The sequence below is a fragment of the Pedobacter yulinensis genome, assembly GCF_003029735.1.
In the GTDB taxonomy this organism is placed as follows: Bacteria; Bacteroidota; Bacteroidia; order Sphingobacteriales; family Sphingobacteriaceae; genus Pedobacter; species Pedobacter yulinensis.
Window position 1 is genome coordinate 172,130 of the sequence record NZ_KZ686268.1, and the last position, 23,935, is coordinate 196,064.

The 23,935-nt window shown below is 48.7% G+C and carries 23 protein-coding genes; 2 read left to right on the forward strand and 21 right to left on the reverse strand.

Translation table 11 applies throughout. The annotated features are described in order from the left end of the window. Positions 1-6: 6 nt before the first annotated feature. Positions 7-891, reverse strand: coding sequence for an AraC family transcriptional regulator (locus tag C7T94_RS00720; protein WP_107212703.1), 885 nt, complete (start codon positions 889-891; stop codon positions 7-9). A 190-nt stretch (positions 892-1,081) separates the two neighbouring features. Then, positions 1,082-2,479: an aminopeptidase P family protein gene (locus C7T94_RS00725; protein ID WP_107212705.1), complete on the reverse strand. Its 1,398-nt coding sequence runs from the start codon at positions 2,477-2,479 to the stop codon at positions 1,082-1,084. A gap of 408 nt (positions 2,480-2,887) precedes the next feature. Between C7T94_RS00725 and C7T94_RS00730 the strand changes: the two genes are divergently transcribed. Further along, the gene (locus C7T94_RS00730; RefSeq protein ID WP_162618505.1) at positions 2,888-3,250 is read left to right on the forward strand and encodes a response regulator transcription factor; all 363 of its coding nucleotides are present in this window, start codon (positions 2,888-2,890) and stop codon (positions 3,248-3,250) included. A 328-nt stretch (positions 3,251-3,578) separates the two neighbouring features. Here the strand turns inward: C7T94_RS00730 and C7T94_RS00740 are convergent, their stop codons facing one another. The 4 genes from C7T94_RS00740 to C7T94_RS00755 form a co-directional block, all read right to left on the reverse strand. After that, entirely contained in the window at positions 3,579-4,421 is an 843-nt protein-coding gene (locus tag C7T94_RS00740) for an OmpA/MotB family protein (protein WP_107212710.1), read from the reverse strand. Positions 4,422-4,460: 39 nt separating this feature from the next. Then, positions 4,461-5,120, reverse strand: a complete 660-nt coding sequence (locus C7T94_RS00745) for a DUF2461 domain-containing protein (RefSeq protein WP_107212712.1) — start codon at positions 5,118-5,120, stop codon at positions 4,461-4,463. A 10-nt stretch (positions 5,121-5,130) separates the two neighbouring features. Further along, on the reverse strand, positions 5,131-5,394 hold the full coding sequence (locus C7T94_RS00750) for a hypothetical protein (protein WP_107212714.1): 264 nt from the start codon (positions 5,392-5,394) through the stop codon (positions 5,131-5,133). A gap of 111 nt (positions 5,395-5,505) precedes the next feature. Continuing rightward, the gene (locus C7T94_RS00755) at positions 5,506-6,099 is read right to left on the reverse strand and encodes a GIN domain-containing protein (protein ID WP_107212716.1); all 594 of its coding nucleotides are present in this window, start codon (positions 6,097-6,099) and stop codon (positions 5,506-5,508) included. Between the two features lie 729 nt (positions 6,100-6,828). On the opposite strand from C7T94_RS00755, the gene C7T94_RS19260 reads away from it, so the two are divergent. Further along, a complete protein-coding gene (locus C7T94_RS19260) occupies positions 6,829-7,011 on the forward strand; it encodes a hypothetical protein (protein ID WP_162618506.1) in 183 nt (60 codons plus the stop codon). 392 nt (positions 7,012-7,403) lie between these two features. Here the strand turns inward: C7T94_RS19260 and C7T94_RS00765 are convergent, their stop codons facing one another. From C7T94_RS00765 to C7T94_RS00835, 15 genes are all read right to left on the reverse strand, one after another. Next, complete coding sequence (locus tag C7T94_RS00765) at positions 7,404-7,970, reverse strand: DUF420 domain-containing protein (protein ID WP_107212718.1); 567 nt, start codon at positions 7,968-7,970, stop codon at positions 7,404-7,406. 18 nt (positions 7,971-7,988) lie between these two features. Next, a complete protein-coding gene (locus C7T94_RS00770; RefSeq protein ID WP_107212720.1) occupies positions 7,989-8,684 on the reverse strand; it encodes an SCO family protein in 696 nt (231 codons plus the stop codon). Further along, positions 8,684-9,037 (reverse strand): cytochrome C oxidase subunit IV family protein, encoded by a 354-nt coding sequence (locus tag C7T94_RS00775; RefSeq protein WP_107212722.1) that lies wholly within the window; start codon positions 9,035-9,037, stop codon positions 8,684-8,686. Before C7T94_RS00775 ends, C7T94_RS00770 begins: the two co-directional genes overlap by 1 nt. 27 nt (positions 9,038-9,064) lie before the next feature. After that, positions 9,065-9,772 (reverse strand): cytochrome c oxidase subunit 3, encoded by a 708-nt coding sequence (locus tag C7T94_RS00780; RefSeq protein ID WP_107212724.1) that lies wholly within the window; start codon positions 9,770-9,772, stop codon positions 9,065-9,067. 29 nt (positions 9,773-9,801) lie between these two features. Further along, complete coding sequence (locus C7T94_RS00785) at positions 9,802-10,335, reverse strand: cytochrome c oxidase subunit 3 (protein ID WP_239494893.1); 534 nt, start codon at positions 10,333-10,335, stop codon at positions 9,802-9,804. 41 nt (positions 10,336-10,376) lie between these two features. Then, complete coding sequence (cyoE, locus tag C7T94_RS00790) at positions 10,377-11,261, reverse strand: heme o synthase (protein ID WP_107212728.1); 885 nt, start codon at positions 11,259-11,261, stop codon at positions 10,377-10,379. Position 11,262: 1 nt separating this feature from the next. Beyond that, complete coding sequence (locus tag C7T94_RS00795) at positions 11,263-12,330, reverse strand: COX15/CtaA family protein (RefSeq protein WP_107212730.1); 1,068 nt, start codon at positions 12,328-12,330, stop codon at positions 11,263-11,265. A gap of 81 nt (positions 12,331-12,411) precedes the next feature. After that, positions 12,412-14,298 carry a cytochrome c oxidase subunit I gene (locus C7T94_RS00800; protein WP_204353187.1) on the reverse strand — a complete coding sequence of 629 codons (1,887 nt, stop codon included), beginning with the start codon at positions 14,296-14,298 and terminating at the stop codon, positions 12,412-12,414. Positions 14,299-14,322: 24 nt separating this feature from the next. Continuing rightward, positions 14,323-15,540 carry a cytochrome c oxidase subunit II gene (locus C7T94_RS00805; protein WP_239494894.1) on the reverse strand — a complete coding sequence of 406 codons (1,218 nt, stop codon included), beginning with the start codon at positions 15,538-15,540 and terminating at the stop codon, positions 14,323-14,325. A gap of 101 nt (positions 15,541-15,641) precedes the next feature. Further along, entirely contained in the window at positions 15,642-16,856 is a 1,215-nt protein-coding gene (locus C7T94_RS00810; protein WP_107212735.1) for a quinol:cytochrome C oxidoreductase, read from the reverse strand. A gap of 17 nt (positions 16,857-16,873) precedes the next feature. Next, a complete protein-coding gene (locus tag C7T94_RS00815) occupies positions 16,874-17,464 on the reverse strand; it encodes a c-type cytochrome (RefSeq protein ID WP_107212737.1) in 591 nt (196 codons plus the stop codon). Then, positions 17,457-17,993 carry a DUF3341 domain-containing protein gene (locus C7T94_RS00820; protein WP_107212738.1) on the reverse strand — a complete coding sequence of 179 codons (537 nt, stop codon included), beginning with the start codon at positions 17,991-17,993 and terminating at the stop codon, positions 17,457-17,459. Before C7T94_RS00820 ends, C7T94_RS00815 begins: the two co-directional genes overlap by 8 nt. Positions 17,994-17,995: 2 nt before the next feature. After that, complete coding sequence (nrfD, locus tag C7T94_RS00825; protein WP_107212740.1) at positions 17,996-19,468, reverse strand: NrfD/PsrC family molybdoenzyme membrane anchor subunit; 1,473 nt, start codon at positions 19,466-19,468, stop codon at positions 17,996-17,998. Between the two features lie 20 nt (positions 19,469-19,488). Then, complete coding sequence (locus tag C7T94_RS00830) at positions 19,489-22,569, reverse strand: TAT-variant-translocated molybdopterin oxidoreductase (protein ID WP_107212742.1); 3,081 nt, start codon at positions 22,567-22,569, stop codon at positions 19,489-19,491. A 45-nt stretch (positions 22,570-22,614) separates the two neighbouring features. Beyond that, a complete protein-coding gene (locus C7T94_RS00835; protein WP_107212744.1) occupies positions 22,615-23,910 on the reverse strand; it encodes a cytochrome c3 family protein in 1,296 nt (431 codons plus the stop codon). Between the last annotated feature and the right edge of the window lie 25 nt (positions 23,911-23,935).

Genomic DNA, 23,935 nt, shown 5'->3' on the forward strand with positions numbered 1-23,935 from the left:
CTGCGGCTAATATTTGTTTAGCCGCTTGTACGCTTCCATATAGGCGCGCGGCGACCGGCCAATTACACTCTTGAACACCCGGTTGAAATTTGTAATACTATTAAATCCAGCCTTATAAGCTGCATCTGAGATGGAGTCGGTGCGTTTACTCGCTGTCAGACTTTTGCATGCTTCATTAATCCTGACCTCGTTCAGAAAAGCCACGAACTTTCGGCCGGTATGGCGTTTGAAATACCGGCAAAAAGCTTGTGGCGTCATAAAAGCTGCGTTCGAGACCTCTTCAAGCGTGAGCGCCGTGTGGTAACGTTCCATAATAAAATTCAGGATGTTGCTGAGCCGGATGCCCTCGTTGTCAGAAATGTTTGCAGAATAGTCGATCGGACAAAGTGGTTCTGACTGCTCAAGCTGTTGCAGGGCGCTAAGGAGTTCGACGAAGCTGATCAGATTTTGTGCGCCCGAGGTTTCATAAACCTTCAGCATTTTAGCTGAAATACCGGGCACCCAGTCGGGATGTACCCGAAATCCATGCCTGTTCAGTTGCAGAAAGTTTTTGGCGCTTTTCATTTCGGGCAGATCAAAAAGCCCATTCATCGACCCCTTTGCATTAAAGTAAAGGGAGGTTGATTTCACGGTCGTTGCCGGATCATGCTCAAAATACTCCGGGTTGCTTTTTAAGAGGTGGGGCAGGTTGCTGCCAATGAGGAAAAGGTCGCCTGCTTTGAACGCATGCATGTTGTTTCCCGCTATCAAAATCCCTTCACCGCGTTCAATCCACGTAAGCTGGAACTCATCATGCCGGTGCAGGTAAGGATAAAAATGCGGCTGCTCCAGTCGTTCAGCGATCACGCTTTTATCGTCGGCATACAATATTGTAAAAGGCAGCACTTTCATAACATCATTTTAGGGCATGAATTTACCGAAATTAGCCGAACATTTAAGAAAGAGCGATTTTTAAGGTTAAAAATCGGCGCGACCAGACCGGAGGCCGGGCCATGCCGGTTAAACTTCAGGGGCTGATGATGTCATCGCTGCAGGATTGGCCCAGCGGGCAGACCAAGCGCAGTGAAGGTCGTATATCGCGTTAAAACGCCGCTTCGCGGACGCGTTCAATATCTGCAGCCTCAATTATCAGGTCGTCGCCAAGTTTTCTTGCTGCATCGGCGGTAATGACATAATCATCTTCCACGCGGATACCGCCAAAATCCCGGTATTTTTCAGCTTCATCGTAATTTATGAACTCACTGAATCTTTTTTCAGCCCGCCACTGATCAATGAGCTCCGGAATGAAGTACAGGCCCGGCTCAACAGTCAGCACATATCCCTGTTGCAGTTCTTTTCCCAGCCGGAGGGACTTGAGCCCAAAAAGCGCGGTGTTCTTTTTCAGATCCTCGCTATAGCCAACATACTGCTCTCCGAGGTCTTCCATATCGTGTACATCAAGCCCCATCATATGCCCGGTGCCGCACTGAAAGAAGAGGGCATGTGCGCCGGCCTGAACAGCCTGCTCCGGATTCCCCTTCATCAGACCAAGTTCCGTTAATCCGCGGGCCAATGTCGTACAGGCCTGAAAGTGCACATCCAGGTACCGTACGCCCGGCCGCAATATGGCCACAGCATCCCGGTAAGCTGCAAGCACGAGATTATACAGGTCTTTTTGCAGGGCTGTAAATTTTTTTGCAACAGGAAAGGTGCGGGTAAGGTCGCCGGCATAACACCTGGCCGTTTCGGCACCGGAGTCATTCAGTACCAGGCGTCCCTCGCGCAGCAGATTGCCATGATGATGGTTATGCAGGATTTGTCCGTTCACGGTCAGGATAATCGGGTACGCAAGATCGCCGCCGCCTGCAAGGGCTTCCCGGTGTATCGTTGCCGCAAGCTCATACTCAAACATACCCGGCCTGGCCTGCTGCATGGCCGCCAGGTGCATGCGAGCTGATATGTTCGATGCCAGGTCCAGTTCTTCGATTTCCTCGCCAGACTTTACAGAGCGCTGCGCGATAACCGCCTTGACGAAACTGACAGAAGCCTGTGAGGCAACAACATCAGTATGCATGCCGGTTAATGCAGCCAGGCGCATCTTGTTTTCGGCCCGGTACGGCGGAAGAAAATGTATGGCCCTGCCTGCTGCAGCGGCCTCTTCCAAAACACGTTGCAGCTTGCGTGCTGGCTGAACGGCATCGATGCCGCTTTCTTCAGCCCAGGCTGCCAGGGTCTTCTGGCGACCCATCCAGACAATGTGGTCCATTGTCATCTCGTCGCCAAACAGGGTACTGGTACCTGTCTCGCTGTCGACCAGCGCAGCCAGGCCGGGCAGGCCGATGCCAAAATAGTACAGGAATGTGCTGTCCTGGCGAAACCTGTATGTATTGTCGGCATAATTCATCGGGCTTTCTTCATTGCCCAGAAAGAGGAAAAGGCCATTGCCCAGCCCCTGAACCAGGGCTGAGCGTCTATGTATATAAGTCGAGGTCTGAAACATAAGCAACGGATTGTTATCCGAATATACGGCCTGCAGTCAGCAGCCGGAAACTTAGGGTCCAAAAAAGGCAAAATGATGACCGGATGAGTTCATTTCCGTGCTGACCGGGGGCGGATGCCTGGCGGTTGCACGTCTGAGACGGAGCCCCGTCAACACCGGGAAGCGATTGAACGCCGAAATCGGGCAGAAGTTGATACCGGTTAGTGTTGATGCTTTGGGGCATTTTTCTGAACATTAAGGTATTAAAGGCGTTGCCGGAAGATGTATATCAGCAGAAACAGTATTTTTAAGGTCCGGACGATTTTTTCAAAACCAAATGGCGCATCAGTATGTTGCTCAATTAATTATACCTCAACACCCCATTATACCGGGAAGAAAGTTTGTTGGGAAATGCTAATGGAACGTGCGATGAACAAAACAATTTTTCTCCTGGAAGACGATCCGGATATCAGCGATATCCTTGCTTATGTACTCGACAATAACGGCTACCGTGTCAAAGCCACTGGCAGGGTGTCTGACTTCTGTTCTGACATTGAACAGCAGCGTCCTGATCTGATCATTCTCGACGTAATGCTTCCTGACGGAAACGGCATTGATGTTTGTCACAAGATCAAACATGAAAACAAGTGGAAAAACATTCCGGTCATTATGATGTCTGCGGCCTATTCAGCCAAAGACAACATTTGTAAGGATTGTGGTGCAGATGGATTTATTTCAAAGCCATTTGATATCAACCATTTGCTGCAGCGTGTGCAGGCATTAGCGAATTAATCCAGCTTGTGGGTAAGGAAAACGCCTGCCCGGGTAAGGCAGTATTTTCCTACATCCAGTATCAGCCTTGATTTTTTAAATGGATAAGTATAATCAGGACTGGCGACAGCGCTGGCTGAAGCCTGGGCGGTTTGCAGACTGGTTACCAGCGTGCGCTGCCAAACGTCAGCCTGTGATCCATCTCTGCTCCTGAGAGGACACATGACGAGCCCACCAAAGTTGGTAACTTTTTTAAAGTTACCAACTTTAAGTCAAATTTTGAAACCAAAAATTAATTTATTATCAATAAAACAGCCCCGGCGTGGCCGAGGCTTCCGTGAGCGTATAATTATTGTTTAATCAGGTCATACAATTCGTCGAGCTTTGGTGACAGGACGATCTCAATCCTGCGGTTGCGGCTTCTGCCTTCAGCACTCGTATTCGGTCCCAAAGGCTGGAATTCGCCCTTTCCGGTAGCGGTCATGCGTACGCTTTCAACTTTCTCATTTTCGGTAAGGAAACGCACCACTGATGTGGCACGCAGCACGCTCAGGTCCCAATTGTCCTTGATCTGGCCCAGGTTCGTAATTTTTTGTGAGTCGGTATGGCCTTCAACGGCGATGTTAATTTCCGGCTGCTCTTTCAGCACCTTGGCAAGCTGTGCCAATGCCTGTCTTCCCTTCTCGTCAATGATGATACTTCCTGAGGGGAAAAGCAGCTTGTCTGTAAGTGAGACGTATACCTTACCGTTTCTGATCTCAACGGTCAGTCCGCTTTTTGTAAAGCCCAGCAACGCCTGCTGCAGCTTTTCTTTCAGCTGGTTAGTGGCTGCATCCCGCTTGCGCAGAATTTCTTCCACTTCTTTCAACCTTGCTTCACGTTTCTTAAGGTCGTCTGACAGTTTACTGATTTCTGTTGAACTGTTGCTGCGGAGTTTGGTGTAATTGGCATCCATCTCACCAAAACGTTTCTGCAGGTCGAACATTTGCTCATGCAGGTCTGCTGTATCCTTGCGCAGGCGTTTTAACTCATCTTCGAGGCTTGAAATTTTGGCTACACCTTCATTATAAGCATTGTAAAGCGAATCTTTTCCCGCCAAAAGCGCTTTATACTTTTTCGGCGAAAGGATAACGCAGGAACTGAACGCTGAGGCGAGCAGCAGCGCAAAAAAAAGGAAAGGGGTTCTTTTCATTTGTAAAATTTGAGGTTTCATCTTAAGCCCGGCTTATGCTCAGGCAAGTGCGTTTCTCAAAAATACGACAAGCGGATATAAATTTTCGAAGGCTTTTCCCAACTTATCCACAAATTTTGGATCGAACAGGGATTTGTCAGCAATATCATGAATTCCGACAAAACTCTTCAGTTTCAGGTATTCGATTTCCGGATGATCGGCATCGTATCCCTTCGGAGTGGTCTTCAATGTGTCTTCCCTGCTAAGTTCGAAGTATTTCCTGAATCCCGGGCTTTCAACCAGGCCTCTAAATTCTGACCCGTTGTAATCGATCTCCTGCCTGATCAGTTTCAGGTGCGCCGCCTCGGGCATCCAGGATCCGCCCGCCAGAAAAGACTTGCCGGGTTCGAGCTGCAAAAAGTAACCAGGTTCATTTACACCTTTTCCGCCCACGGAAAAGGATATCCCGAAATTCGTTTTATAGGGCGTTTTGTCTTTGCTGAAGCGGATGTCCCGGTAGATGCGCAGCAGGCATTTCTTCGGATCGGCATCTGCCTGAAACCTGGGATCAATTCGTGCCAGCACAGGAATGATTTTTCCCGTTAGCTCGTGGATATCCTGTTTTGCCGTTTCATATGCATCCTTATTCGCAAGAAACCACTCTCGGTTGTTGTTGCGCGTAACCTGGCTAAGAAAGTCCAGGGTAGTAGGCTTAATCATGTGGTTTTTATTAGTGGACAGCGACGTGCGTGTCGTTCTTGCGGCGGTATTTTCTATACCAGACAATACCCACTACAGTAACGAGCACATAGGGAATGGCCAGGAGGTAAAGTACGCCCGTGTTCAGGCCCTTACCCTGCGTATTCCCGTTTTTTGTTCCTTGTTCGGCATTGATCGAACACATGGCACACTGGGCCTGTGCCGGCACAGATGTCAGTGCGGTCAGCGCTACAGACAACATCAAAAAAGAGAGCAGAATCCGGAGACGCTTCATACCACAAAGATAGCGATTGTGAATGGTTTTGCAATGACGGGAAGGCGGGTCATCATAAAAAAACGGCCGGAAGAAAACCTCCGGCCGTTCAGCGTTAACCTAACCTGTTATTTATAATGAAGCAACCTGCTCAGCCTGTTGGGCATTGATCTGTGATTGCTGGGAAGTAAACTTGTCCATGGTGATGCTGGCTACTTTACCCATTTGCAAGGTATGTTCGCCGGCCGATCCGCTCAGGGTCAGGTTCGAGTTGTCCTGAAGCAGGCTATAAAGACCTGTTACATTTGCATCGATCGTGGCTTTGGCCTCGTCTTTCAGAATGATCTGCAGGTATTTTACATCCAGGTCTGAACCGGTGCTCACCTTTACCCGGCCCGAGGCCTCGATGCGGTACAGGTCTTTAACCGATACACGCACCTGCTGGGTTTCGCGTGCCTCTGAGCTGATGCGCAGCATATCTCCTTTTTGCGTTACAGAGGTTTGCTGACCTTCGTTCAGTAGTTCTACACGTTCTGTGCCGTCCTGCACCAGGATCAACTCCACATTGCCGCTCACCACGACTTTTTTTACACCTGATGGTGCCGATACCGTACGTACTTTTGCAGATTTTGCTTTCTTCGGATCGGCAGCGTAAGCGCTGGATACACTGGCTGAAAGTACGACAGCTGAAAGAGCGAGGGCGAGGGTTTTGATTGAAGTTTTCATGATCTTGTATTTTTAAGTGTCTTATTTTATTGTTGTTGTTTTGATATTAAGACGACAAGCACACCCAAACGTTGCAGACAAAAACCCAGCTTTATACCAGCAAGGGCAACCCTTCGACGAACGCCCGTTTATTGAAGACGAACGGGACCAATACCTGGCGTTGCGGAGACAGGAATCTCCAATCAAGACTTGGGTACAGCGCCTTTAAGCATTAAAAACGATAAGGAGGCCAAGTCAGGAATACAGCCTGGGATTAGATCGCTAAGAGGCTTGACCGTTTACGGTTCTCGTATTTGATTCGGTTTGATTGTTCTGTAGTCAGGCTGTTGCCGGTCGCATAACCATGACCCTCTGGAATAAGCGTCCACATAAATAATACCGGTCTGAAGCTGATGATAGGTGAATCTCAGAGCTCATCCTGGTCGGTTGAAGATTTGCCAGCTGTCATCTAACGGAATAACACCCTTTGCTGTCTGTTGTCCGACGGAATCAGGACCTCGGCGCCTCGTTTACAAGAACAAGGAACGAAAGGCAGCACCACCTGCTTCTTTAATCGAACATGCCCTCGTTTTTCAGAATCGGTTCGGACATGGGCGAAATGCGCTTCAAAGTAAGATCAATATTCATTTCAATAACAAGAATTATCTCGTTTATTCGCTTGATCAGATCATAGCAATCGGTAACATCTCTCCTAACTTACCATTCGGGCTACAGAACAAACTCAACACCTTGATCACAAAGTTGAATGACAATGAGATCAACCTTGCAGCCGTGCTGGAATCACAACTCGATAAACAGTCGATTGATCAATTGGTAACTTACATTAAAAACAAAGTGGGTGGCAATAATGAGATCGCCTTAATTCGTCCTGGTCAGTCGTCAGCCATTGGGGCTCATATTTTTGTACCATAAGGATATGAGTCAAGAACTGAAACAGGGGCAGAGATGTCACAGGTATCTGATTTCCAAAATGCGATTATTGGAATTAAAATGGTGTACCTACGTTCAAGCTTGATGACATTCACGGCGTCAAGTCAGGCGAAGTAATTGGTTTGGGAAATTAAATGGAGAGTGGGCAGGCATCTGTGTTGTAAAATACTGATTTCAAGGACCTAACGTGCTATAAAAAAGGCTGCCACTAATGCTGGGTGGCCTTTTTTGCGCCTAACTTCTTAAGCTCCGTCTGATGGTTTGATCCATGGAACTTAAGGCAAGGTAAAACTCGGAAAGTTTTTGCTATAGGAACTTTGTGGATAGAAGCCGGCTTCCAGTCATATTAAGACCTGCGGAATGCACAAACTTAACTAAAAATTATAGTACGGCGAGATCATCAGGTAAACCACCACCCCCGTTACGGCCACATACAGCCAAATGGGATACGCCCAGCGCACAATCTTTTTGTGTTTGGCTACCTGCATGTTCAGGCCCCGGTAGAAACTGATCAGGATTAACGGCAGAACGCCTGCCGCAAGCACAATGTGTGTAGCCAGGATGAAATAATAAACATAGCGCACGTTGCCTACCAGGCCCTTCTCCGCAGGCGAGAGCAGCCCATCGTGGTCAGCATCGCCGAAGATGGTATCCTTGTGGTAAAAGTGAAACAGGATATAGAAAATGAGAAACACTGCAGACAGCATGAACGTGATTACGTTTGTGATTTTGTGTGCCTGTATTTTCTTTTGTTTGATAAAGATCAATGAAACAACCAGCAATATGGAACAAGCAGCATTGATGCCGCCAATGATATGTGGCAGTACGAAGAGAAAAGAGGGCGTCTCGGCCGGCGGCGGCAATAGCTTCAGTCCCACGACCACCAGCAGCACAACGGCCGTTACAATCCAAACCAGTCTCTTAAAAAATTTATCGCTCATTACATTTAAATTGCGGCATCAGCGACCGTCGCGCACATCGCGAAGGGTTTCGGCCACGAGCACCTTTATTTCATCATCTAATTTTGCCACCTCTTCAGGATTGGCAGCATCGTAAAATCCCCTGATGCGTCGCTGTGTATCGATCAGCACGAGTTTGTTGCTGTATACGAAGCCCTGTCCGTCTTGCTTCGGTACAATGTCAAGAAGCAACTCCCTGCGAATGAAGGGATAAACAACAGCCGTATCGCCAGACAACAGGTCCCATTTTCCGGCGGCAGCCTTGTACTTTTTTCCAAACGTACGCAGGGTTTCAGGGTTGTCGGCAGGATCAACGGAAAGGGTGATGAAACGGATGAGGGGATTGCGTTCGTAGATCAGGTTCAGGCCTTCCAGCGCTTTTGCTGTCAGCGCAACCGGATCGCCACCCCTACTGTACAGCAGCCCCGCCACGACAACCTTAGGTTCTTTACCGGCAAGTGATACAGGGTTTCCGGCCTGATTTTTCAGCTCCAGGTTTCGGAGCGTGTGATATGTCGTATCAGGAATTTTCTGGCCACGACGGGTATGAAACGTGCCTGAAAGGGTTTTTTCGCCAAAAATGGGCAAAGGCCGGTAACGGTTCTTTCCTTTGTCCTGTAGCAAATAATATAAAAATCCTGGTACCGCTAAAATGGTAACCAGGATCAATATTTTTTTTATGGAGGCGGGTTTCATTAATGGTTGATCATGTGGAGATTCAAAAAGTCTCCTTCAATCAGCATCAGCACGATAAAGTAAATGATAAATATGAATGAAACCGTTAACGACAACTGCAGCCCGAGCTTCTCATATTTCAGGTGCATGAAATAGGCCACAATGTAAAATGCCTTGAGCAGGGTAAGCACGATATAAATGATGTTACCGATACCCTGAGACATATAACCATTCGGCAGTACCCAAAGGGCAATGATAAACTCGATTACGGTGATAACAAGCAGAATTCCGAAGACCTGCCAGATTTTGCCTTTACTTAATGCGGCATGCTCTTCGTGTGCATGTCCGTCTGTATGTGTATGATGTTCAGCCATGTGATTGTTATGCTATGCGTATAGAGATTAAACCAGGTAAAAGAAGGTGAAGACGAATACCCAGACCAGGTCTACAAAGTGCCAGTACAGCCCAACTTTTTCCACCATCAGGTAATGTCCGCGTTTCTCAAAAGTTCCGTTGATGGTCATGATCAGGATAATGATGTTGATCACAACGCCGCTGAATACGTGAAAGCCGTGGAAACCGGTGATGGTGAAGAAAAGGTTCGAAAACTGCTGTGCCGAGACCAGCGACACTTCGCCGTTAAACAGGTGTTTCAGGTGTTCTTCTGATGGAATCTTTCCCCAGCCAAATCCTTCATGAAAAAGGTGTGTCCATTCCATAGCCTGGCAGCCCAGGAACATAAAGCCACCAATGATCGTTGCGATCATCCAGCCAATTACTTCCTTCTTGCTGCGGCGGTGACCGGCCTCAACTGCGAGTACCATGGTTACCGAACTCATGATCAGGATAAAGGTCATGATACCCACAAACACGAGCGGTGCGCCGCTGTCAGTTATGCCGGGAATAGATTGAAATACAAGATCCGGGTCAGGCCAGGTAATTTTTGAGAAGCGCTGTGCTCCGTAGTAGATCAGTAACGAAGAAAAGGTAAACGCATCTGACAGCAGGAAAAACCACATCATGATCTTACCATATTCTACTGACCACGGAGAGCGTCCGCCGCTCCATGGGCCAGTCTTAACTTGATCTAACTGAGATACTGGGTTCATTTGAAAGAATGTAATTTTTGTTAATTAATCTAACGGTTCAAAAGTAAAAAAACATAGAGATATATCCACAATATATCTATAAAATGCCAAAATATGGATGCAATCTCCATCCGGTAGCCATTACGTTCGGCGCTTACTTTTCCGGCGCCGAAGAAGGCACTGATGATCAGCCCCAGTCCGGCAATGATGTGCAGGCTATGAAACAATGTAAACACATAAATCATCGAGATGCCTGCGTTGTTATTGATGAAATAAGCACCTCCAAGCGACATCTGCGCCCAGGCACTGTACTGCAGGTAGGCGAATACCAGGCCAAGCAGGATGGTCAGGAGCAGGTAGCGCTTTTGCAGCGATGTGCTTTTATGCCGCGCGCGCGAAGCCAGGAAAAGGCAGACGCTGCTTGCCAGCAGCACCAACGTGCTGTAAATAAAAACATCGGGAAGAACCAGGCCATGCCCCTTCCCTTTCGATCCGGAGAAAACCAGGTAATAACTGGTCCAGCCCCCGAACATAATTGTCGATGAAACAACGAACAACCAGACAATGAATTTTTTAGGTTTCATGTCGTAATTGCCAGTCTGTTTCGGTAAAGAAGTCACCATATCTATTTCGCTATAAAATCAAACAACAAGATGAGCTGCACCAATGGCAGGTAAAAAAACGAGCAGAACATCACCTTTCGTGCATCTGCGAGTTCCAGGCTTCTTAACAGTTTTAAGGAGAGCCATGCAAAGTAAAGTCCGGCCAATACCGACACCCCGCCAATAAAGTACCCGCCAAAGCCGTAAAAGTTTGGCAATAAACTGACCGGTAAGAGTAAAACGGCACTGATAAATACAAATGCAGCAGAGGTCTTATCCCGACGGGTTGTTGGCAACAACCTGAACCCGGCTTTTTTGTAATCATCATCCAGAACCCAGGCAATAGACCAGAAGTGCGGAAACTGCCAGACGAATTGGATAACAAAGAGGATAACGGCAATCTGGTAATCGGCATCTGTAAAATCTTTGAAATTGCCCATTGCTGCCAGGTAACCGATAAGAGGCGGCAAAGCGCCCGGGATGGCCCCCACAAAGACCGCTACAGGCGACTTTTGCTTCAAGGGCGTGTAGGCAAATGCATAAAGTAAAATGGAAAATACAGACAGCAATCCTGTTTCAATGTTCAGTTTGCCCAGCAGCCAGGTGCCCAGCATGCCCATCAGCAGACCGGAAACGAGTCCCTGTCCGTTGGTCATTCTCCCGGCGGGCATGGGCCGGTCTTTGGTACGCGTCATGAGCTTATCGAGGTCTTTTTCGATCAGCTCATTGAAACAGTTTGCGGCGCCCGTAACCAAAAATCCCCCGGCAATCAGGATCAGCCAGTTGATCCAGTTAATTGCTCCATGCTGTTTGCTGCCGATCAGGAAAGCGATCGACGCAGAGAAAACCACCACAAAAGTGAGTCTGAACTTGATGAGCTTGGAAAAATCTGCAAAAAACTGTTTCAACCTAGTTATTTATTTGTTTGTATGTCTCTGTGTTGTAAACCAACAGGTAGAGATAATATTGAATACTGAAAAGCACTGTCGAGAACAGGATGTGTACCGCCTGGGCCACCGGGGGTAAACCCAGATACGATAAGGCCAGTCCTGACCCAGCCTGGATCAACAGGGCCAGCAGCACGAGGTTAACCATTCGCAAAGGTTCAGCGCGCCCATTGAAACGGTCGCGTACCATTTTATAAACGATCAGGTTGGCCACCACAACGGCGATGGCCATATCGCGGTGGTAGTCAAATATACTCCCCAGTTTACTTACCCATGTGCTCCGATGCAGGTCAGTCATGCTTTTTGAAACAGCATCAATTGCCTCCCTGACTTCAGTTCCGAGCACAATCTGAACAATGCTGAGCAGGATGGTGATCAGGCCAAGCACTTTCAGCCAGTTAATTCGCCACATGATCACCTGTTTCGGTTTGTCAAGTTTGCTGGCATAATGGTATGTGTAAACCAGGATGCCGATCACAACGAGCGCCAGCACCATATGTACCGTTACGACCCAGGCAAGCAGGTTGGTCGAAACCACGATAGACCCAAGCCAGGCCTGGTAAGCAACAACAAAAACATTGAGCACGCTTAAGACAGTGATGCGGGTAGCCCGTTTCCTGTAGCGGAAAGATATAACCGCCAGGATCAGGAGCAAAAAGCCTGTCAGCGCGCCGACCAGCCGGTTAATGTATTCAGTCCAGGTTTTAGCGGCATTGAAGGTTTCCGGTTCCAGGATCGACTTGTCATTCCTGATGCGGTGGGCCAGGTCGCCTTTGCCCAGGCGGTCCAGGGTTTTGGCGAAACGCTCATTCTTTTTTACACGCTGCGCCACATACTTCTGCTCATAGCCGGCCGGCAGTTCGCTGGCCGTTGTGGGCGGCACATAACGGTCAAAGCATTTTGGCCAGTCAGGGCAGCCCATTCCGGAACCCGTACTGCGCACGATCCCCCCTGCAAGAATCAGCAACAGGGTTACGATAATCGTGGTGAAGTTGAGCCTGATAAAATGCCTGTCTGATCTGTTGATCATTTCGAATGTGCTGGATTAAAAAATGGGGTATCTGTAAGTTAAAACTTATGGCAGATACCCCATTGCTATGTTTTCTGCAACCTAGTGCAGCGGTGCTTTCTGTTCTGCCGGAGGGTTTTGAGCATCCCACTCACGCTGGATGCGTTCAGCCTCTTCGTTCCCCTCAAAGTCATGCGGCAGGTTAGAGCTCATGGTCTGAGAGAATGGGATGGTCTGAGGGATAAAGTCCTCATCATGTCCCGGTTTGCTGTAGTCATATGGCCAGCGGTATACCGTCGGTATTTCGCCGGGCCAGTTGCCGTGCAGGTGCTCCACAGGTGTAGTCCACTCAAGCGTGTTGGCCTCCCATGGGTTCTGCGGTGCTTTCTTGCCTTTGAAGATCGAGTAAAAGAAGTTCCAGAGGAAGGCAACCTGCGCCAGGGCACCCAGGATAGCTGCCCAGGTAACGAATACGTTCACTGTCAGCCATTTCCGCATAAACTCAAATTCAGTAAAGACATAGTAACGACGTGGTACGCCGTCCAGGCCCAGGAAGTGAAGCGGGAAGAACACCAGGTAAGCCGAAATGAACGTTAACCAGAAGTGCAGGTAACCCAGTTTGGCATTCATCATTCTGCCGAACATTTTCGGGTACCAGTGGTACACACCGGCAAGCATGCCGAATATCGCAGCCGATCCCATTACCAGGTGGAAGTGGGCAACCACGAAATACGTATCGTGCAGGTTGATGTCAAGCGATGCATTTCCAAGGAAAATACCGGTCAGACCACCAGAGATAAAGAAAGATACCAGGCCAATGGCAAACAACATGGCCGGGGTAAACCGGATGTTACCACGCCAGAGGGTGGCCAGGTAGTTGAACGTTTTTACCGCAGATGGTACAGCGATGATCAGCGTCGTGATCATGAATACACCACCCAGCAAAGGGTTCATACCGGTTACAAACATGTGGTGGCCCCAAACGATAAAAGACAGAACGGTGATACCGATCAGGGAGTAAACCATGGCATGGTAACCAAAGATCGGTTTCCTTGCGTTCACGGAAATAACTTCAGATGAAATACCCAGTGCAGGCATGATTACAATGTATACCTCAGGGTGACCCAGGAACCAGAACAGGTGCTGCCAAAGGATTGGTGAACCGCCTTCGTTAGGCAGGATTTGCGTACCGAAAACGATATCAGAAAGATAAAAACTGGTGCCGAAACTCCGGTCAAAAATAAGCAGTACAACACCAGCAACCAGTACCGGGAATGAAAGGATACCCAAAATGGCAGTAAGGAAAAACGCCCAGATTGTCAGTGGCATTTTCCAGAGGTCCATACCTTTTGTACGCATGTTCAGAACGGTACTCACATAGTTGATACCGCCCATCAGGGACGAAGCGACAAAAAGAACCATGCTGATTAACCAAAGGGTCATACCCAATCCGGAACCGGTAACGGCCTTTGGCAGGGCTGATAGCGGCGGGTACACCGTCCATCCGGCAGAGGCCGGACCTGTCTGAACAAAGAAAGAACCCATCATAATCGCGCAGGCCATAAAGAAGAACCAGTACGAAAGCATGTTCAGGAACGGCGAAGCCATATCCCTTGCGCCAAGTTGCAATGGAATGAGGAGGTTACTGAATGTACCGCTCAGGCCGGCTGTCAGTACGAAGAATACCATAATGGTACCGTGAATCGTAACGAGTGCCAGGTAAAAATCAGGCTTGATACGGCCTCCTTCGGCCCACTTGCCCAGGAATGTTTCCAGGAAAGGGAAACTTTTATCCGGCCAGGCCAGCTGAATACGGAAAAGAATAGAAAGACCCATGGCGATAACAGCCATGATGATCCCTGTAATCAGGAATTGCTTGGCAATCATCTTGTGATCCTGACTAAAAATGTACTTGGTCAGGAAGGTCTCTTTATGGTGCCCATGATCGTGGTGATCGTGATGCGTGTCGTGTATTGCTATTGTTGACATAATTTTCTAGCTCTCTCCTTTATATTAAATTGTCGCTGCCTTGGGTTGATTGGTAGTTGAATCTTTGGCAGTGGTGTCAGCTGCCGCCGCCGGCGCTGCCGTTACAGGCTTGGCAGAAGCAGGAAGGTTGAAGGCCTTTCTCAGGTCATCGTTCAACCATTCGGGCTGCTGTTTAATCCACTCTGCATATTCCTGCTCGGTAACAACCCGAACACGCTTCTGCATATTGTAGTGGCCCTGCCCGCAGATTTTGGAGCACAACAGGACATATTCAAACGCCGGATCATTCATCTTCTCTTTCATCTGCTGCGTCGTTACCGTCGGCGTAAACTCAAAATAAGTGCGCATGCCGGGAACGGTGTTCAGCTGCACGCGGAAATGCGGCAGGTAGAAACTGTGAATAACGTCCTTGCTTCCCAGGATTACTTTAACTGGTTTGTTTACAGGCAGCCACAATTCGTCGGCCATCTGGTCGTCGCGTGAATTCTTGTCCTTGAAATCGATACCCAGTACGTTTGCTCCGGTAGTCAGTTTATAATTTCGGTCACCCACAATGCCGTCAGAACCGGGGTAACGGATCTGCCAGGCGAACTGCTCAGAGATCACTTCAACCTGCAGTGCCTTGTTATTGGGATCTTCAGTCTTATAAAATATCGACCTCCAGGTCAGGAAGCCCATCAATACCAGGACAGTCAGTACCAGTGCAGGAGCAATGGTCCAGATCTTCTCGATCGTGTTGTTATGCGGGTAGAAATAGGCCCGTCTTTTTGCTGAATGCTTATAGAAATAAGCAAAAGCAAACAGCAGGATGTGCGTAACGATGAACACGATCGTTGTAATGATCAGTGTCAGGTTAAACATCTCATCGATTTTGCGGCCGTGCTCGGAAGAAGCGTCAGGAAGCAGCATGCTGCCGTGAACGGTATATTCCCAGTAAACACCATATAAGCCGATCAGCAGGAACAGCGCGAATAAACTCGCGTTTACCTTGTTCCAGTTAATGGCGGCTGGTTTTCCCTGAACTTCCCGGGTCAGTTCGTAGATCCTGATTGCGCGGCCAACGATAGCCACGAACAAACAGAACGACAAAAAGATCAGGCTGTAGAAGATGACCGATTTATAAATCGCATCCATATCTACTTTCGCCTCGGGGGTGTTAGCTGTAGTCGTAGCTGTAACAGCAGTTTCCTGGGCAAACACGCTTACACTGGCAAACGCCGTGCTCAGTGCTGTCAGAACCACTGTTTTCTTATTACCTATTACCTTTATTAAACTCATTTTCGTAAAGCCGTACAATGTACTCTGGTGTAATATTTATTTATTCTATTCGATCAGCCTGTATCCTACAGGTGGTGATGTAAACTTTCTTGTAAGAATGGATGGTTCTTTGCAATCAATGGTTTCTTGGCCAGGTTAGAAAGAACGGTAAAAGTGAACAAGCCTACAAAACCAATCGCGATACCGATTTCAATCGGGCCGAAGCCCGCTTTGTCTTCTACCGTTCCGGGCATGATCATCTGGTAGTAATCTACCCAGTGGCCACACAGGACAAGGATAGATACGATCAGCAACTTGTTGTCGCTGCGTTTGTTGTCGCGGTCCATCAGCAGCAATACCGGCGTCAGGAAGTTCAGCACCAGGTTCAGGAAGAACCAGAATTTGAAGTTCTCAAAACGTTTGTAGAAATATACCGTCTCTTCCGGGATGTTTGCGTAATAGATCAGCAGGAACTGGGCAAACCATACATACGTCCAGAAGATGGAGAAACCGAAAATAAATTGGCCAAGGTTGTGCAGGTGGCTGTTGTTCACCCAAGACATGTAACCGCTTCTTCTCAGCAGGATGATGATGATTGCCATGATCGCCAGGCTGCTTACCCACATGGCGGCAAAGTTGTACCAGCCGAACATGGTTGAGAACCAGTGGGCTTCAAGAGACATGATTGTATCGAAAGCAAAGATCGGAGTGGTAAAACCATACACAACCAGGAAGATACAGGAATACTTGAAGCTCTTTTTGTATGAGTTCAAACCACCCGCCAGGTCTTCATTGGCAGAAAGCCTGACCAGCAGCATGGCAAAAATGCTGTATACGCCCAGGAAGATCACCTGACGGCCCAGGAAGAAAGGCACATTTAAAAATACCGCTTTACCTGCGATCAGTTTATCATAGTTTGGACTTTTCGGATCCGTCAGACCCGGTGCATTCCAGTGGTGGTAAAGGTCGTGTGTGTACAAGCCAAGGCCGCAAACAACAATCAGGATGATCGCAGCTAACGGCAGTGTACGTGCCATAGCCTGAGGTACGCGAAGGATCGAGGCTGACCAACCGGCCTGCGCTACGAATTGAACTGCTAGGAAAAAAGCTCCCGACATGCAGACGCAGGCAAAGTAGTAGGCCATCAGCAGCAGGTTGGAGAACGTGCGCTCGTGTAAGGCGTGATCGGAAAAACCGTAGGCAATTGCCGCTGCGCCGATAACCAGCGCGACAATGCTTAAGGTTTTTGCCTTTCCTGCAAACTCAAACTGCTCTGATAAATTATAATTGTGAGTTCCCATTTATATTCAGCTTTTTTCTATTTTATTTTTTGTAATTGTTGTACGTACATCACCACTTTCCAGCGCTCGCGCGGTGTAAGCTGCGATGCATGTGACCCCATGTTGTTCAGACCGTACACAATGGTATGGTATATCTTTCCTGCGGTCAGGTCCTGCATCAGGCCGCCCCTTGAAGAGTTGGCATCTGCTCCATGATACGAAGGTACGCCGGTAAATTTCTCGATCTTAACCAGATGCCCCTGTCCGTCGCCTTTTTCACCATGACATGGCGAGCAGAAAACCTTGTACAGTTGCTGCCCTTCGGCCAGGTTCTTTTTGTCGGCCGGCAGGGGATTAACCATTTTGGCGCCAGCTGCTTCATAACCCTCTTTGCTGTTCGGATAAAATTCATCCTGCTCAAAACCAACAGGCACCGTATTTTTTGGCGGCATTTGCGCCGTTTGTCCGTTCTTGAAGTTGCTGTTTGGCTGATCCGGGTTGTAACCGAGCGGATCGTACATATTTCTTGCATACTCCAGCCCGGTGCTGTTTTTGTCACGGCAGGCTGAAATAGTTGCAGCGAAAGCAAAAGCTACAAAAGCTGCTAAAACAATCTTATTCTTATTCATAGCTGATATACTTCCTTTCGTTATACTTTACTTCAAGGGCACCAGCCTCTTTAAGCAGGCTGTCTACCTTGGTGTGCTCGGCACCCTGCTGCGCATCGATCGCAATGATGAAGCGGTCGTTCGTAGCGCGAAGGTCCATGACCCGCGGCGCACGGCCGGGAAACAGGTGTGTTGAGGCGTAGTAGGAACCAACCATGCCAAAAGCACAGAAGAGAACCGTTAACTCGAACATAATTGGAATAAAGTCAGGTAAGGCAAAGGCGGGCTTACCGCCGATGTTCATCCGCCAGTCTACCACCGCAGTGAAATAGATCAGTGAAAAGGCCGCGAGCGTACCGGTAATTCCGAAACAAAATGCAGCTACATCGATCCGTGAACGTTTTACACCCAGTTTCGCCTCAATTCCGTGAATGGGCATAGGCGTATACACGTCATAAATCTTGATGTTATTTTCCTGAAGCTTTTCGATGCCATGCATCATTTCATCAGGATCGCCAAAGCTGCCTAAAATATATTTGATATTACTCATTGTTATACTTTTGCGTAGTCTTCTTGTTTAACACTGTCAAATTTCCCGAGCGACTCCACGTAAGAGTCTACATAAACCTTATCGTGTTCATTGTTCTCGATCTGGCGTTTCTTCTCCTGCTCACTTGCCGATTTCAGCAGCAGTTTCACCTCAGCAATCGCAATCGAAGGCAGGACGCGCAGGAACAGCAGAAACAACGTAAAGAACAGGCCGATTGACCCGACGAAGACACTGATATCAACCCAGGTCGGATAGAACATGACCCAGCTTGAAGGAATATAGTCACGGTGCAGCGAGGTCACGATGATCACGAAACGCTCGAACCACATACCGATGTTAACGACGATTGAAAGCACCCATGATGCCGGTATGCTGACGCGGATCTTTTTGAACCAGAAGAGCTGCGGCGAGATTACGTTACAGGTCATCATTAACCAGTAAGCCCACCAGTAAGGACCAGAGATACGGTTCTGGAACGCATACATTTCATATTCTGAACCTGAATACCAGGCAATGAACAGCTCGGTCAGATAAGCCACACCAACAATAGAGCCTGTAACAATGATGATCTTGTTCATCGACTCGATGTGGAACATGGTAATGTAGTTCTCCAGTCCGAGAACCTTACGCGCCACCAGCAGCAGCGTCTGTACCATGGCAAAACCAGAGAAGATCGCTCCCGCTACGAAATAAGGCGGGAAGATCGTGGTGTGCCAGCCCGGAATAACCGAGGTTGCAAAGTCCATGGATACGATCGTGTGTACCGAAAGTACGAGTGGTGTAGAAATACCGGCAAGGATCAGTGATACGGCCTCAAAACGCTGCCAGGTTTTTACGCTGCCGGTCCAGCCAAACGACAGGATGGAATAGATCTTCCTGCGCATGCCTGTTGCACGGTCGCGGATGGTAGCGATATCGGGCAATAAACCAGTGTACCAGAATAAAAGCGATACCGAAAAATAAGTAGAGATCGCAAACATATCCCATACCAGCGGGGAGTTAAAGTTTACCCAGAGTGAGCCAAACTGATTCGGCAAAGGCAGAACCCAGTAAGCCAACCATGGACGGCCCATGTGTGAAACCACGTAGGTAGCCGCACAGATAACCGCAAAGATGGTCATCGCTTCTGCCGACCGGTTAATGGAGTTACGCCAGTTTTGGCGGAAAAGCAGCAATACGGCCGAGATCAGTGTTCCCGCGTGACCGATACCTACCCACCACACGAAACCGGTGATGTCCCAGGCCCAGCCTACCGTTTTGTTCAGTCCCCACGCACCGATACCGGTCCAGAAGGTGTAACTTACAGCAAATACCCACAACAAAGCACCACAGGCTGCAGCGATAAAGCCGATCCACCAGGCTTTGTTTGGCTTATTTTCTACCGGCATCAACACCTCTTCCGTGATCCTGGCGTAGGTGATGTCTTTGCCGGTAATTAAGGGTTCTCTTAAAATTGATTCGTTATGTCCTGACATAATATTTTCTTTTTTCAGGTTTATGCCTGTACAGTTGTGTCTACGTTCCTAACTTTTGTCATGTAACCGATACCGGGCTGGGTGTTGATCTCTTCCAGCACATAGTACACACGCTCATTGCGCAGTGCTTTCGATACTTCAGAATCCGGATCGTTTGCATCGCCGAAAATGATGGCATTTGCAGAACATGCCTGCTGACAGGCCATTTTAATGTCTCCGTCGCGAAGCGGGCGTTTCTCGAGTTTAGCCTCAAGTTTACCGCCCTGGATACGCTGGATACACATGGTGCATTTTTCCATGACACCTCTTGAACGGGCAGTTACGTCAGGGTTCAGAACCAGTTGCGTAAACTCGTTGTTCATGTAGTTGTCGAAACGCGAATCGTTCCAGTAGTTGAACCAGTTGAAACGGCGCACTTTATACGGACAGTTGTTCGCGCAGTAGCGGGTACCCACGCAACGGTTGTAAGCCATTTGGTTCAGACCATCAGAAGAGTGTACGGTTGCCAATACCGGACATACCGTCTCACAAGGTGCGTGGTCGCAGTGCTGGCACAGCATCGGCTGGTGCACAACAGAAACATTGTCAAGGTTCTGCAGTTCAGCAATTTCGGTTTCTTTTGTCACCGACTGGATACCGCTTCCTGTTCCATGTGCGCCACCTTCGTGTGCTTCTTTATGACCGGCATCCTCATTAAAGCTGTAATAGCGGTCAATTCGGATCCAGTGCATTTCACGGCGGCGACGAACTTCGTCCTTGCCCACAACCGGGATATTGTTCTCTACGTTACAGGCCACGATACATGAACCGCAACCGGTACAGGCATTCAGGTCAATTGCCATGACCCATTTGTTGCCTGGTGTTTCCCACTTATCCCACAGGTCGTAAGTCTTGTGTTTCGCATGGTCGTTACCTGATCCCGAAGCCGGGTTCTTCAGGTAATTTGCCAATGTCGTTTCGCGGATCACGTTTCTTCCTTCGAAAGAGTGGTGTGTCTGCGTTTGGGCAAGTTCTTCACGGCCACCGGCTTTCTCCAGTTTTACGGTATTTGCATACTGCAGTGTGCCGTTCACGTATTTTACAAAAGGATAGGCGTTTTTACCAACGTTATCGCCGGCCTTACCCACTTTTGTGCGGCCATAACCCAGGGCGATCGAGGCCGTACCACGTGCCTGTCCGGGTTGGATCAGCAAGGGCAGGATAACTTCATATCCGTTATCAGCCTTCACACGAACCAGGTCAAACTCAGCGAGTCCGAGCTCTTCAGCGAATTTCGGTGCCAGGGCAACATAGTTGTCCCAGGTTACTTTCGATACCGGGTCGGGTAATTCCTGGAGGAATGCGTTATTGGCATGTTTACCGTCGCGCATCGGGATGCTTTCATACACATGCAGCTGTACGTCTTTTTCAAGCGCTTTTGACCGGTTCACAATGGCAGGAGCAACCGCCGCGAGCGACAGGCCGAAGCTATATGTACCTGCCGGTTTGGCCGGAAGAGCAATTACGCCGGTTTGCAGCACATCTCTCCAGGTTTTGCCTGCAGCAGGAAGAATGTTCTTCTCCCAGTAGCTGCGTACGTACTGATAGTATTCTTTAACAGGATTGTTAGACCAGTTCAGCAGGCTTTCTTCAGCCTGGCGGGTGTTGAACACCGGGTTAATGGTTGGCTGTACAACCGAAAAATACCCGGCATACATGCTGGCATCGCCCCACGACTCCAGGTAGTTGTTATTGATCGCGATCACTTTACAAAGTGAGGCAGTCTCATCTTCGCGGTCAGCAAATGACACGGTCAGTGTTACTTTCTTCAGCGCTTCAACAAACGCTTTGGTATCCGGTGCGTCATAGGCAGGATTGCTGTCCAGGAAGAACACCGCTCCTACTTCGCCGCGGTTCATTTCATTGACCAGTTCAGCAAATGCAGCGTCATTGCCGGCATATTTCTGAAGCGGGTTGTCCAGGTCGATGGTAGTGCCGTAGTTACCCAGGGCTGAGTTGATGGCATTAACCAGGATTTGTGTAGAAACGTCATTGCTTCCGCAAAGCACAACCGAACGTCCTTTGGCGTTAACAAGTTCTCTTGCAGCCAGTTTAACCGCCTTGTCTGCTACCGCATTATTGCCAAGGGTTCCGCCGGCCAGCGCCTGTCCGGTAACCGCATTGTAAAGCGCAATCAGCGCCGGACCTTCTTCCGACAACTTGATCGTGATGCGTGAGTCGGCATTGGTTCCGCTCAGGCTCATGCCGGTTTCGAACTGGATGTGGCGAGACATTTTTCCGCCCTTCAACGATTTCGCGTCACGGTTGGAAACATACTGGGCTGTATTCTCTTCGCAATTGAGCCAGGTACCAAGAAAATCGGCGCCGAAGCTTACAATAACGTCTGCTTTGTTGAAATTATATTTAGGCAGTACAGCTTTACCAAAGCTGTTTTCATTGGCTTTGATGATACCGGTATAAGAAACCGCGTCGTACTGTACATGTTTGGTAGTCGGGTAAGCGGCAGCAAAGTCAGCGATCACTGCTTTAGCCGAAGGACTGTGAACTGTTGAAGAAACGATCCTGATCTTTTTGCCCGAGGCCTGGACTTTGTTCAGCTCGCCTTTTACGAATGCATCAACATCTTTCCAGTTTGCATCCTTGTTACCGTTTACAACTGGTTTTTTCAGTTTAGATACATCGTACAGGTCAAGAACCGAAGCCTGTGCCTGTGCATCGGTACCGCGGCTGAACTCGCCGGCGTTGGGATTCGGCTCGATCTTGATCGGGCGGCCTTCCCGTGTCTTAACCAGGATGCTCTGACCTTTGAAGGTCGACACATAAAAATTCGGTATGCCCGGGATCACCTCTTCAGGTTTAACCAGGTATGGAATAGATTTATGTAGCGGAGCAGTCTGACAGGCTGCCAGCGTTACCGCGCCCAGACCAAAGCCAAGGGCTTTCAGGAAGTCGCGGCGGGGCGTAACAGTACTCAGGCCTGCTTCATTCAAAACATCTTCAATTGGAAGGGGCTCAGGGAACTCGTTTTTGCTGCCTTCAACAAAATCGCTTGTATTGTTGTACTCTTCTAAACCCTTCCAGTATTTCTTGTTGCTTTCCATTTAAGCTATATTACTGTTTATCGAACGTTCTTAACTAATCTTCTGTTAATAGTGGCATTTTGAACACTCCAGACCGCCAAGCAGTGCAGGGGTGATCTTTTCGCCTTTTTTGATCTTCTCGTGTGCGGCGATCACTTTGGTATAGAAGGCATTGTCTTTGCCTGAAATCTCAGCCTCTTTGTGGCAGTTGATACACCATTTCATGGTAAGCGGAGAGAACTGGTAGATCTCTTCCATGGTGTTTACCGGGCCGTGACAGGCAAAACAAACCGGCTCTTCAGGTTTCAGACCTTTTTCCTTACGGATAGCCTGCTCACCGACCACCACGTGCTGTGAGTGGTTAAAGTATGCAAAGTCTGGAAGGTTGTGAACGCGAACCCACTCAACCGGTTTTTCCTTGGTCTTATCGAAAGTCATGCTTTCAGGGTCATAACCCAGGGCCGTGTAGATCTTCTGGATCTCAGGTGAAATGTTTCCATCGTAATTGTCGCGGGCCTGCACCGCTTTGTGGCAGTTCATACAGACGTTAAGCGACGGGATAGACGCGTTTTTAGATTTAAACGCACCGCTGTGGCAGTACTGGCAGTCAATCTGGTTGGTACCGGCATGCAGTTCGTGCGAGAACTTGATCGGCTGCGCAGGCTGATAACCTGTATGCACACCGGTGTTCCACATGCCCATCCAGCCAAATGATCCGAGTGTAATGACCAGGCACAGGATAAAGAACAAAACAAATTTCTTGTTTTTGAACAGCCTGCGAATACCGACAGTTACCGGAACAGTTTCTTCCTCTTCAATAACGATTCCCTGTTTTTGCAGGATCAGACGCTCCAGGGCTTTGATGGCACGGCTCAGAATGATCAGCACCAGGATCGAAACCAGGATAATCGCTACAACACCGGCAATCGAAAGACCCGATACCTCTTCGCTGGCGGTTTCGCCGCCACCCTGTGCGTTGTCTTTCTTTGGCTCGCCTTCCGCAACATAAGCCAGTACGCTCTTGATTTGCGCATCGGTCAGCGTCGGGAACGGGGTCATGTCCTGGGCAGGATTGAATTTTGCAGCCTCAGCAGCTTCGGGATCTCCCGATGCGATCAATGCCGGCGCATTCTTGATCCATTTAAGCAGGAACTCTTCGCTTTTGGTCGGAACGATTTTTTGAAGGGCCGGACCGATCATGTCACGGTCAAGCGCATGGCAGGCAGAACATTTTTGCTTAAAAATCGTTCTTCCTTCTGCCGCATCCTGTGCATTTACCGCCGAAACCGCGAAAGCAGAAAAGGCGGAAACCATCACTACTGACCTCCAGGCTCTTTTAAAAATCAATGAGATATTCCTCATAATGAGTATTTTATGCTTTATTGTT